The organism is Streptococcus sp. GMD1S (assembly GCF_000296875.1).
Taxonomy (GTDB): domain Bacteria; phylum Bacillota; class Bacilli; order Lactobacillales; family Streptococcaceae; genus Streptococcus.
The window spans coordinates 1-12,245 of sequence record NZ_AJQY01000033.1 but is presented as its reverse complement, the minus strand read 5'-3'; the positions used below and the strand labels follow the sequence as shown (position 1 = coordinate 12,245).

General features: G+C 39.6%; 11 protein-coding genes. All 11 read left to right on the top strand.

Annotated features, from left to right (window positions below; all coding sequences use genetic code 11):
* Positions 1 to 1,391 (top strand): ABC transporter substrate-binding protein (locus tag GMD1S_RS11550; protein WP_000330851.1); only part of this gene is annotated, 1,391 nt, incomplete at its 5' end.
* 148 nt (positions 1,392 to 1,539) lie between these two features.
* Positions 1,540 to 3,501 (top strand): peptide ABC transporter substrate-binding protein, encoded by a 1,962-nt coding sequence (locus GMD1S_RS05365; RefSeq protein ID WP_000594271.1) that lies wholly within the window; start codon positions 1,540 to 1,542, stop codon positions 3,499 to 3,501.
* A 191-nt stretch (positions 3,502 to 3,692) separates the two neighbouring features.
* Positions 3,693 to 5,138, top strand: coding sequence for an LCP family glycopolymer transferase CpsA (locus GMD1S_RS05360; protein WP_000091227.1), 1,446 nt, complete (start codon positions 3,693 to 3,695; stop codon positions 5,136 to 5,138).
* Between the two features lies 1 nt (position 5,139).
* Positions 5,140 to 5,871 (top strand): capsular polysaccharide biosynthesis protein Cps4B, encoded by a 732-nt coding sequence (gene cps4B / locus GMD1S_RS05355; RefSeq protein ID WP_000565332.1) that lies wholly within the window; start codon positions 5,140 to 5,142, stop codon positions 5,869 to 5,871.
* 8 nt (positions 5,872 to 5,879) lie between these two features.
* On the top strand, positions 5,880 to 6,572 hold the full coding sequence (gene cpsC / locus GMD1S_RS05350) for a capsular polysaccharide biosynthesis protein CpsC (RefSeq protein ID WP_000664123.1): 693 nt from the start codon (positions 5,880 to 5,882) through the stop codon (positions 6,570 to 6,572).
* A gap of 9 nt (positions 6,573 to 6,581) precedes the next feature.
* Complete coding sequence (locus GMD1S_RS05345; RefSeq protein WP_001142575.1) at positions 6,582 to 7,265, top strand: tyrosine-protein kinase; 684 nt, start codon at positions 6,582 to 6,584, stop codon at positions 7,263 to 7,265.
* Between the two features lie 22 nt (positions 7,266 to 7,287).
* Positions 7,288 to 8,655, top strand: a complete 1,368-nt coding sequence (locus GMD1S_RS05340; protein WP_000391463.1) for a sugar transferase — start codon at positions 7,288 to 7,290, stop codon at positions 8,653 to 8,655.
* Positions 8,656 to 8,685: 30 nt separating this feature from the next.
* A complete protein-coding gene (cps2T, locus tag GMD1S_RS05335; RefSeq protein ID WP_000814503.1) occupies positions 8,686 to 9,858 on the top strand; it encodes a beta 1-4 rhamnosyltransferase Cps2T in 1,173 nt (390 codons plus the stop codon).
* A gap of 3 nt (positions 9,859 to 9,861) precedes the next feature.
* Positions 9,862 to 11,019, top strand: coding sequence for a glycosyltransferase family 4 protein (locus tag GMD1S_RS05330; RefSeq protein WP_000822224.1), 1,158 nt, complete (start codon positions 9,862 to 9,864; stop codon positions 11,017 to 11,019).
* A gap of 2 nt (positions 11,020 to 11,021) precedes the next feature.
* Positions 11,022 to 12,020 (top strand): Stealth CR1 domain-containing protein, encoded by a 999-nt coding sequence (locus tag GMD1S_RS05325; RefSeq protein ID WP_001033091.1) that lies wholly within the window; start codon positions 11,022 to 11,024, stop codon positions 12,018 to 12,020.
* Positions 12,021 to 12,054: 34 nt separating this feature from the next.
* The coding region (locus GMD1S_RS05320; RefSeq protein WP_000626473.1) for a glycosyltransferase family 2 protein at positions 12,055 to 12,245 on the top strand (191 nt) is incomplete at its 3' end.

Genomic DNA, 12,245 nt, shown 5'->3' with positions numbered 1-12,245 from the left:
ATGAAGAATTCTTGAATTCTAAAGGGAGCGACTACGGTGCACCAACTCCATCGGGTATCCTATATAATGGTCCTTACTTCTTGAAATCATTGACTTCAAAATCAGTCATTGAATATGAAAAGAATCCAAACTACTGGGATAAGGACAATGTCAAGATTGACAATATTAAACTAACTTTCTACGATGGATCAGACCAAGAATCTTTGATTCGTAGCTTTACACAAGGTGCTTATACAACAGCCCGTCTCTTCCCAACAAGCTCAAACTTTGAGTCAACTAAACAAGAGTACGGCGATAAGATTGTCTACAGTCCACAAGAAGCGACTAGCTACTACCTCACTGTTAACGTAAACCGCCAATCTTATAATAAAACAGCTAAAACAGACGAAGCTCAAAAAACATCAACGAAAGAAGCTCTTCTCAACAAGAACTTCCGTCAGGCGCTGAACTTTGCCCTTGATCGTCATTCTTATACTGCTCAGTTGAATGGTGAAGAAGGTGCGAACAAGATTATCCGTAACAGCCTAGTGCCACATGACTACGTTCAAGTGGGTGAAAAAACCTTTGGAGAGTTGGCTCAGGCAGAGCTCGTTTCATATGGAGACCAGTGGAAAGATGTAGCCCTTACAGATGGCAAGGATACGATTTACAGTCCTGAAAAAGCTAAGGCAGCCTTTGCTAAAGCCAAGGAAGAATTGCAAGCCAAGGGGGTTACCTTCCCAATCCATTTGGATATCCCCGTTGAACAAACAGATGTAATCGCGGTTCAACAAACCAACTCACTCAAGCAGTCTATCGAATCATCACTTGGTACTGAAAATGTCATTGTTGATGTCCTTCAAATGACCGATAATGAGAAAATAAGCATTACGTCTCAAGCCAAGGTTCCATCTCAAAAAGACTATGACTTGAACGGAACTGGTTGGGGGCCAGACTATCAAGACCCAGCTACCTACCTCAACATCCTTGATGCCAAGAAGGGTTCTGCCCTTAAACACTTGGGGATCACTCGCGGAAAAGATCCAGAAGTGATGGCTCAAGTTGGACTTGATGAGTACAAAAAGCTCTTGGATGATGCTGCAGCTGAAACCAGCGACCTTAACAAGCGTTATGAAAAATATGCTAAAGCTCAAGCTTGGGTGTCTGATAGCTCACTCTTGATTCCAGTTGCTTCTTCAGGTGGTTCTCCAACGGTTAGCCGTACTGTACCATTCACAAAAGCTTATTCTCAAGTCGGGATCAAGGGAGACCCATTTGTGTTCAAAGGTTTGGAGTTGCAAAATGACGTTGTGACTGCAAAAGAATACGAAGAAGCCTTCAAGAAATGGCAACAAGAAAAAATCGAAACAAATGCCAAATACCAAAAAGAACTTGAAAAACACGTCAAGTAATCTATAAATAGAAAAGGAAGTTGCAGGAAACTGTGCTTCCTTTTTTTGTTTTGAGACACCAGTTGTCATAAAAGTAGTAACTTTACATTTTTGAATAAATTTGATAAAATATGGTTATGTTATAAAAAGTGACATAAAGGAGTGAGTGATGATCAAAATGAAAAAAAGACTGATTGGGACAGGTCTTGTCTTAGCGACAGGGATTTTGCTCTCTGCATGTGGACAGTCCAATACAGATACTAGCACTTATTCATCAACATTTAGTGCGAATCCAACAACTTTTAACTATCTCCTAGATTATTATGCAGATAACACTGCCGTTATTACCAATCTTGTAGATGGTTTGCTAGAAAATGACAGCTACGGGAACCTCGTGCCTGCTCTTGCGGAGGATTGGTCTGTTTCATCAGATGGTTTGATCTATACCTACAAGCTTAGAAAAGATGCCAAGTGGTATACAGCTGACGGTGAGGAGTATGCTTCAGTCAAAGCTCAGGATTTTGTCACTGGGATCAAATATGCCGCGGACAACAAGGGGCAAGCCATGGATCTGATTCAAAATTCAATCAAGGGATTGAATGACTATGTGACGGGTGTGACCAATGACTTTTCAACTGTTGGTGTCAAAGCCTTGGATGATTACACAGTCGAGTACACTTTGACTCGACCAGAACCGTACTGGAATTCAAAGACAACCAATAGTATTCTTTTCCCAGTCAACGAAGAGTTCTTGAAATCAAAGGATAAAGATTTTGGTACCTTGACACCAGACAGTATCCTTTATAACGGCCCCTATCTGTTAAAAGATTTCACATCAAAATCTTCGATTGAATATGTGAAGAATCCACACTATTATGACCATGATAAAGTAACCATTGAAAAAGTTAAGTTAGCTTACTTTGATGGGTCAGATCAGGAGATGACCATTCGAAACTTTGAAAGTGGTGCTTACTCGATTGCAGGAGTCTATCCAAATAGTTCGAACTATGCTAAGACAAAAGAAAAATACCAAGACAATATCGTCTATAGTTTACAAGACAAGACATCTTGGTACTTTAACTTTAACGTCAACCGCAAAACCTATAATCATACCGCTAAAACAACGGACGAACAAAAGAAATCAGCTCAAACAGCTATCTTAAATAAAAATTTCCGTCAGGCTATCAACTTTGGAATTGATCGAACAGCCTACTCTGCTCAATCTAACGGTGAAGAAGCAGCGAGCAAAACCCTTCGTAATACTCTAGTTCCTCCAACATTTGTCCAGGTGGGAGATAAGACCTTTGGAGAAGTAACAGCTTCTAAGCTTGTGAACTACGGAACTGAGTGGTCAGGTATCAATTTGGCAGATGCTCAAGATGCCTACTTTAACAAGGAAAAGGCCCAAGCAAGATTTGCGGAAGCTAAAAAGGAATTGGAAGCCCAAGGCGTGACTTTCCCAATCCATTTGGATGTCCCTGTTGATCAGACGAATAAAAATGCGGTTTCTGGTATGAACTCGGTTAAACAAACCCTTGAAACAGTACTAGGTTCTGACAATATCGTCATTGATGTTCAACAGCTTTCTACAGATGACTTTGGGAATGTTGCCTTCCTAGCACCAAATCCAGCAGCTCGTGACTACGACCTAAACTTTGATGGTTGGGTTGGTGATTACCAGGATCCATCAACTTATCTAGACCCCTTCAATGCTGAAACAGGCTTCTATCTCAAGATTTTTGGTCTTGATGCCAAGGAAGACCAAGAGCTCATTAAGAGTTTGGGGCTCGATACCTATACACAACTCCTGAAAGAAGCAGATGCTGAGAATAAAGATGTCACTAAGCGTTATGAAAAATACGCTGAAGCTCAAGCTTGGATGATTGACAATTCTCTAGTTATGTCTGCTATGTCAAATGGTGGTACAGCCTCTGTAACCAAAGTAACTCCGTTTACACGTGCCTACTCCCTAGTGGGAATCAAGGGTGACGGAAATAATTATAAGTACATGAGATTACAAAAAGACCCTGTTACCAAGAAACAATTTGATGAAGCCAAGGCTAAGTGGGAAGAAGAAAGTAAAAAAGCTATCGAAAAGAGCCAAAAAGAGTTTGAAAACCACGTAAAATAAGATTACAGACAAGGTTGCCCCTGAGCGCCTTGTCTTTTTGTGCAGAATGGCATTCGGAACTTTGCTTATATTTCAGAGCAACTTAAGAGAACAAAAGCGAATGAAAACGCTGAAAATAGCAAGGATGGATGGAATTTCCATCATGATTGTGATATAATATTTATAACTATTAACGTGTATAGGGGATTATCATGAGTAGACGTTCAAAGAGAGCTCGTTCTGGCAACATGAAACGAAATATTAACATAGTCTTATTAACCATTTATCTACTGTTGGGTGGTTTTTTGCTGTTCTTGATTTTTAAACATAATATCTTAGCTTTTCGGTACCTCAATATCCTTACGGCGGTTCTTATTCTCATTTCTGCTGTAATTGCAATCCTTCTGATAGTGTATAAAAAAGCCGAGAAGTTTACGGTTTTCTTTTTGACACTTGCTATCGTAGTTAGCTCCGTTTCTCTCTATGCTTTGCAACAGTTTGTCGGTTTTACCAATCATATCAATGCGACCTCAAACTACTCAGAGTATTCAATCAGTGTGGTCGTTTTGAAAGATAGTGAGATCAATAATGTGACTCAACTGGATACGGTTACGGGGCCAACAGAGACAGACAATGACAATATTCAAAAGTTGTTAGCAGATATTAAGACCAGCCAGAGTAAGGACTTGACAGTTGAGAAAGCGACTTCTTACCTAGCAGCTTATAAGAGTCTGCTTTCTGGTGAAACGAAAGCAATTGTCTTAAATAGTGTCTTTGAAAATATCATTGAAGCAGAGTATCCAGATTATGCTTCAAAAATCAAAAAAATCTATACAAAACAATTAACTAAGGATGTTGCGGCACCAAAGGTATCGAAGAATAAAGCTTTCAATATTTATGTGAGCGGTATTGATACCTATGGTCCGATTAGTTCCGTTTCGCGTTCTGATGTGAATATTCTAATGACTGTGAATCGAGATACCAAGAAAATCCTTCTCACTACAACTCCTCGTGATTCCTATGTTCCGATTGCGGATGGAGGAAACAATCAAAAGGACAAATTGACCCATGCAGGGATTTATGGAGTAGACTCGTCGATTCATACCTTGGAAAATCTCTATGGGGTGGATATTAACTATTATGTGCGCTTGAACTTTACCTCTTTCTTGAAGTTGATTGACCTTTTAGGTGGCGTAGATGTTTATAATGACCAAGATTTCACATCTTTACACGGGAAGTTCCATTTCCCAGTTGGAAATGTCCATCTAGACTCTGAGCAGGCTCTTGGTTTTGTCCGTGAGCGCTACTCTCTAGCAGATGGAGATCGTGACCGTGGTCGAAACCAACAAAAGGTTATTGTAGCTGTGATTCAGAAATTAACATCAACTGAAGCTTTGAAGAACTATGACAATATTATTCAAGGATTACAAGATTCTCTTCAGACCAATATGCCTTTGGAAACCATGATGGATCTGGTTAATACTCAATTGGAGAGTGGTGGGAACTACAAAGTCAACTCTCAAGACTTGAAAGGAACTGGACGCACGGATCTTCCTTCATACGCTATGCCAGATAGTAACCTCTACATGATGGAAATTGATGAAAGTAGCTTGGCCGCTGCGAAAGCTGCTATCAATGATGTGATGGAGGGCAAGTAGCATGATCGATATTCATTCGCACATCGTTTTTGATGTGGACGATGGTCCAAAGTCGATAGAGGAAAGTAAAAAACTTCTTAGAGAGGCCTACAGTCAAGGAGTGAGGACAATCGTTTCAACTTCGCATAGACGAAAAGGGATGTTCGAAACTCCTGAAGAAAAAATCGCGACTAACTTTCTAAAGGTGCGAGAAATGGCTAAGGAAGTTGCGGATAACTTAATCATTGCCTATGGGGCAGAAATCTACTATACGCCAGATGTTGTTGAGAAGTTAGAAAAGAAATTAATCCCGACCCTCAACGATAGTCGCTATGCTTTGATTGAGTTTAGTATGAATACACCCTATCGGGATATGCATAAGGGGCTGAGTAATATTCTAATGTTAGGCATTACACCCATCATTGCCCACATTGAACGTTACGATGCTTTAGAAAACAATGAGCAGCGCGTGCGAGAGCTGATTGATATGGGATGTTATACTCAAGTCAATAGTTCTCATGTCTTGAAACCTAAACTCTTCGGAGAAACTTATAAATTCATGAAAAAGAGAGCTCAGTATTTCTTGGAACGAGATCTGGTTCACGTGATCGCAAGTGATATGCACAACTTGGATCACAGACCTCCTCATATGGAGGAAGCCTATGATATCATTGCCAAAAAATACAGTGAAGATAAGGCTAAGGAACTTTTTAAGGATAATCCCCGAAAAATAATAATGGATCAATTGATTTAGGAGAAAAAATGAAAGAACAAAATATGATGGAAATCGATGTATTTCACTTACTTAAAATCCTTTGGAAACGAAAATTTTTAATTGCTTTGGTAGCATTCGTGACAGGGACAGTAGCATTTGCCTACAGTAGTTTTATTGTGAAGCCGGAGTTTACGAGTACGACCCGAATTTATGTGGTCAACCGTAATCAGGGAGATAAGCCAGGTTTGACCAACCAAGACTTGCAAGCTGGATCTTACTTGGTAAAAGACTATCGTGAAATCATTCTCTCGCAAGACGTTTTAGAAAAAGTTGCGACTGATTTGAAACTAGATCTCCCTCCAAAAGGTCTAGCTAGTAAAATTAAGGTAACAGTTCCAGTGGATACGCGTATTGTTTCTATCTCTGTGACAGATCGTTTTCCTGAAGAAGCGAGCCGCATCGCTAACTCTTTGAGAGAGGTTGCTGCCCAAAAAATCATCAGTGTCACGCGAGTTTCAGATGTGACAACGCTTGAAGAAGCTCGTCCTGCAACATCCCCATCGTCTCCAAATATCCGTCGCAATACCATGGTTGGATTTCTTGCTGGCGCAGTTGTAATGGTTGTTACGGTTCTCCTAGTTGAGCTCTTAGATACACGAGTGAAACGTCCAGAAGATATCGAAGATGTGATGCAAATTGCGCTATTGGGAGTAGTTCCAAATTTGGATAAATTGAAATAGGAGAGAGAGATGCCAACATTAGAGATTGTACAAAAAAAATTAGATTTGGCAAGAAAAGCTGAAGAATATTATAATGCGCTTCGTACCAATATACAGTTGAGTGGGAATAATTTGAAAGTTATTTCGATCACGTCTGTGAAACCGGGTGAAGGGAAGTCAACTACTTCTACAAATATTGCTTGGGCTTTCGCGCGTGCGGGCTATAAGACGCTGTTAATCGATGCCGATATTCGTAATTCTGTCATGTCAGGTGTTTTTAAATCACGCGAGAAGATTACTGGACTAACAGAGTTCTTATCTGGGACGACAGACCTATCACAAGGCCTATGTGATACCAATGTTGAAAACTTGTTTGTTATTCAAGCGGGTTCTATATCACCCAACCCAACAGCCTTGCTACAAAGTGAAAATTTTGCGACCATGATTGACACCTTACGCAAGTACTTTGACTACATCGTTGTAGATACTGCTCCGATTGGAGTTGTTATCGATGCGGCGATTATCACGCAGCAGTGTGACGCTTCTGTTTTAGTAACTGCGGCTGGTGAAACAAATCGTCGTGATGTCCAAAAAGCTAAAGAACAACTCGAACAAACAAGCAAACCATTCTTAGGAATTGTGCTTAATAAACTCAATACTTCAGTTGAGAAGTATGGATCATATGGGGCTTATGGCTCCTATGGAAAAAAGTAAGAGTTAGCTTAGGGAATAGATTATGGAAGAAAAGGGATTGAAGATTACTTTGGCGGCAATCCAGAGTTTTCTTGTCATTTTATTAGCTTATTTACTTAGTTTTGTTAAGGAAACAGAGATTGTAAATACTTCGGTTATTATCTTGTTCATTCTTCATTTTTTTGTGTTTTATATCAGTGATTATGGGCATGATTTTTTTAAAAGGGGTTATTTAGCAGAGTTTATCAACACGACAAAGTATATCGTGTTCTTTGCTTTAGCTATCAGTATTTCGAATTTTTTCTTAGAAGATCGTTTTAGTATCTCTAGACGAGGAATGATTTATTTTTTGACAATACACTCTATTCTGTTGTATTTGTTGAATCTATGCATTAAACGCTATAGAAAAAGCATCTTTCCAAATCTCAAGGGGAGTAAGAAGATATTCTTGATAACAGCTACCTCTAGGGTTGAAAAAGTCATCGATAGGCTGATAGAGTCGGGAGAAATTTTTTGGAATTTGGTGGCGGTCAGTGTTTTAGACCAGCCTGATTTCCAGCATCAAACCTTAACCGTTGTACCTGCTGAGAACATCTTAGACTTTGCTACTCATGAAGTTGTCGATGAGGTTTTTATCAATCTACCAAGTGAAGAGTATGACATCGGGGAGTTTATCTCACTTTTTGAGACAATGGGAATTGACGTGACAGTTAACCTGAATGCTTTTAATAACTATCTAGGTAGTGATAAAAAGATTCGTGGGATGGCAGGGCTGAATGTTATCACGTTTTCTACAAAATTTTATAAGACGAGTCATGTCATTGCTAAACGTTTCATTGATATTGTCGGTTCTATTGTCGGATTGATTATTTGTGGTTTGGTGAGCATTGTTTTGGTTCCAATGATTCGACAAGATGGTGGGCCAGCGATTTTTTCTCAAACGCGTATTGGAAAAAATGGTCGACATTTCACTTTCTATAAATTTAGATCCATGTGTGTGAATGCTGAAATGCGCAAACAAGAACTTTTAGCTCAAAATACCATGCAAGGTGGTATGTTTAAGGTTGATGATGATCCTCGTATCACTCCCATTGGTCGCTTTATTCGTAAGACCAGCCTAGATGAGTTGCCACAGTTTTGGAATGTTTTAATGGGAGATATGAGTCTAGTAGGGACCCGTCCCCCAACAGTTGATGAGTATGAGAAATATACTCCTGAACAGAAACGTCGATTGAGTTTTAAACCTGGGATAACAGGCTTGTGGCAAGTCAGCGGGCGAAGTGAGATCAAGGATTTCAATGAAGTTGTCAAATTAGATGTGGCCTATATTGATGATTGGACTATTTGGAAAGATATTGAAATATTGTTAAAGACCGTTAAAGTTGTATTTATGAGAGATGGGGCGAAGTAATTTCTGCCCTTCAGTCCTGTTAGGAGAGAAATGAAACAGTCAGTTTATATTATTGGTTCAAAGGGGATTCCTGCTAAGTATGGAGGATTTGAAACCTTTGTTGAAAAATTAACCGAATATCAAAAAGACAGCAACATACAATACTATGTTGCTTGTATGCGTGAAAATTCTGCTAAGTCTGGCATTACGGAAGACCAGTTTGAGCACAATGGAGCCATTTGCTTCAACATCGATGTACCCAATATCGGCCCGGCCCGCGCCATCGCTTACGATATTGCAGCGGTCAACAAGGCTATTGAATTGGCTAAGGAAAACAAGGACGAGGCTCCCATTTTTTACATTCTAGCTTGTCGCATCGGTCCTTTTATTTCTGGACTTAAGAAAAAAATTTGTGCGATTGGTGGCTCTTTGCTGGTGAATCCTGATGGTCATGAATGGCTACGAGCAAAGTGGAGCCTGCCAGTTCGTAAGTACTGGAAATTTTCAGAGAAGCTCATGGTCAAACATGCAGATTTACTGGTCTGTGACAGTAAAAATATCGAACAATATATCCAAGAGGATTATAAGCAGTATCAACCAAAGACCACCTATATTGCCTATGGAACGGATACTGTTCCTTCAAGCCTGAAGTCAGAAGATACCAAGGTTCGGAACTGGTATCAGGAAAAAGGAGTTAGCGAAAATGGCTATTATCTAGTAGTGGGACGATTTGTTCCTGAAAATAACTACGAAGCTATGATTCGTGAATTTATCAAGTCCAAGTCCAAAAAGGACTTTGTTCTCATCACAAATGTGGAGCAGAATAAATTTTACGACCAGTTGTTACGGGATACTGGTTTTGACAAAGATCCTAGGGTCAAATTTGTCGGTACTGTCTATGACCAAGAGTTGCTCAAGTACATCCGTGAAAATGCCTTTGCCTATTTCCATGGGCATGAGGTTGGAGGAACCAACCCTTCTCTACTGGAAGCTTTAGCATCCACAAAACTAAATTTGTTGCTAGATGTTGGTTTTAACCGTGAAGTTGGTGAAGATGGGGCCATTTATTGGAAAAAAGATGAGTTGGCACGTGTCATTGAGGAAGTAGAAGGATTTGATCAGGTAGCAATAACTGACTTGGATTTCAAGTCAAGCCAAAGAATCCTCTCAGCTTTCACATGGGAAAAGATTGTGTCAGATTATGAAGAAGTGTTTAAAGGATAGGGAATGAAACGGATTTTATACTTGCATGCTGGTGCAGAAATGTATGGAGCAGATAAGGTTTTACTGGAATTGATTAAAGGGTTGGATTCCAAAGAATTTGAAGCTCACGTCATCCTGCCAAATGATGGTGTTTTAGTCGAGGCTTTGCGCCAAGTTGGAGCTAAGGTCAGCGTGTTGGATTATCCGATTTTACGTAGAAAATACTTTAATCCTAAAGGCATTGCCGACTATATTCGCTCTTATAATTTCTATGCTAAGCAAATCGCCCTCTATGCTCGAGAACACAGTATAGATATGGTTCACAATAATACAGCGGCTGTTTTGGAGGGCATCTATTTGAAACGCAAGCTCAAGCTGCCTTTGATTTGGCATGTTCATGAGATTATCGTCAAACCCAAAGCTATTTCTGACTTTATCAATATGCTCATGGGACGATATGCAGACAAGATTGTGACGGTGTCCCAAGCGGTCGCTAATCATATCAAGCAGTCTCCCTTTATCAAAGATAGCCAAGTGGAAGTGATTTATAACGGTGTCGATAATGCTGTCTATTATCCAATGGATGCGTCTTCTATTCGTGAAAAATTTGACATTGCGCAAGATGCACTTGTGATTGGCATGATTGGTCGGGTCAATGCTATCAAAGGACAAAATGATTTCATAGAAGCAGTCGAGCCACTTTTGGAAAAGAATGAGCAAGCGGTGGCTTTCCTAGCTGGAGGTGTTTTTCCTGGTGAAGAATGGCGCTTAGAAGAACTAGATAAGAGAATAGCTTCTTCATCTGTTGTGTCACAAATTCATCGTATTGATTACTACGATAAGACTTCTGAACTTTATAATATGTTTGATATCTTTGTCTTACCAAGTATAAAACCTGATTCCCTACCTACAGTAGTCCTAGAAGCCATGGCTTGTTCAAAACCAGTTGTTGGTTATAACAATGGGGGAATAGCTGAAATGGTAGTAGATGACAAAAGTGGTTGCTTAGTCAAACCAAATCGTCCTCAAGAACTTTCTAATGCCATTTCTCTCTTACTAGATAGTTCTGAAAAAAGAGAAAAATTTGGGCGAGTAGGATATCAGAGACAAAAAGAGCTGTTTTCTTTGGAGAGTTACATCAAGAACTTTTCGGAGTTGTATAAAACAGATAGAAAAGATTAGTTATGAATAAAATAGATTTTGTTGTTACTTGGGTTGATGGGAATGATCCTGTGTGGCAAGAAAAAAAATCAAGCTATGATGGCTCGGTTAATACTTCTAAACAGAGTATGAATTCAGTCAAGGCTTACCGAGAATGGGGGACCTTTAAATATTGGTTTAGAGGAGTTGAAAAATTTGCTCCTTGGGTCAATAAGGTCTACCTCGTGACCGACCAGCAAAAGCCAAGCTGGTTAGATATAAATAGTGAAAAATTGGTGTTGGTAGATCATACAGAGATTATCTGTAATGACTACCTGCCAGTTTTTTCTGCCAATCCTATCGAAAGTAACATCCATCGAATCCCTGGTCTCTCAGAGCATTTTGTTTTTTTTAATGACGATATGTATTTGACAGCTCCAGTTGAGCCGACAGATTTTTTCTCAGAGGATGGTTTACCCAAATATAATACGGCTCTTTCACCGATTATTCCTGAGCGATATGGAACGGGGAATTTTCAGATAAATGACATGGAGATTGTCACTAGCTATTTCAGTCGAAATGAAATTTTGAAGAATGGCCAATTCTTTGATCCAAAGCAGGGATTAAAAAGTATCGTTAAGTCGCTACTATACAGAAATAGTCAGTTTATCTGTGGTTTCTGGGAGAGTCATCTGCCCTATCCTCTACTAAGATCAACGATGAACTTGGTATGGGAAAAGGAAAAAGCTGTCTTGGAAAGAACCTCGGCTAGTCGCTTTAGAAATCCTTCTGATACCAATGTTTGGCTCTTTAAGTATTGGCAGATTGCCAGTGGTAAATACGCTATCGGAAATCCTAAGTTGGGAGGACTCTTTTCTTTGGATAATGCCGGACCAGATTTTTGGAAGATACTAAATTCTGGCAAATACCAAATTATGTGTATCAATGATGGATTTAACATTCAAGACGAGGAGCAGGTGATGACAGACTTTATCAAGGCTATGGATCAACTGCTTCCAGATAGAAGTTCATTTGAGATTTAAACTGTAAAACTAAGTAAGAGAAAGAAAAGAAAATATGATTTCGGTAATTGTGCCTGTTTATAATGTGGAGGACTACCTTCATTATGCCATGGAGAGTTTGGAACATCAGACTTACAAGGATATGGAAGTCCTCTTGATTGATGACGGCTCGAGTGATGGCTCAGGACACTTGTGTGACCAGTATGCCCAGCAATATGATTGGGTGACTAGCTACCATAAGGTCAA

Bases quoted from the DNA above. Each gene is read 5' to 3' on its own strand.
- GMD1S_RS05365 (WP_000594271.1), top strand. From the start codon at position 1,540: ATGATCAAAATGAAAAAAAGACTGATTGGGACAGGTCTTGTCTTAGCG.
- GMD1S_RS05360 (WP_000091227.1), top strand. From the start codon at position 3,693: ATGAGTAGACGTTCAAAGAGAGCTCGTTCTGGCAACATGAAACGAAAT.
- cps4B (WP_000565332.1), top strand. From the start codon at position 5,140: ATGATCGATATTCATTCGCACATCGTTTTTGATGTGGACGATGGTCCA.
- cpsC (WP_000664123.1), top strand. From the start codon at position 5,880: ATGAAAGAACAAAATATGATGGAAATCGATGTATTTCACTTACTTAAA.
- GMD1S_RS05345 (WP_001142575.1), top strand. From the start codon at position 6,582: ATGCCAACATTAGAGATTGTACAAAAAAAATTAGATTTGGCAAGAAAA.
- GMD1S_RS05340 (WP_000391463.1), top strand. From the start codon at position 7,288: ATGGAAGAAAAGGGATTGAAGATTACTTTGGCGGCAATCCAGAGTTTT.
- cps2T (WP_000814503.1), top strand. From the start codon at position 8,686: ATGAAACAGTCAGTTTATATTATTGGTTCAAAGGGGATTCCTGCTAAG.
- GMD1S_RS05330 (WP_000822224.1), top strand. From the start codon at position 9,862: ATGAAACGGATTTTATACTTGCATGCTGGTGCAGAAATGTATGGAGCA.
- GMD1S_RS05325 (WP_001033091.1), top strand. From the start codon at position 11,022: ATGAATAAAATAGATTTTGTTGTTACTTGGGTTGATGGGAATGATCCT.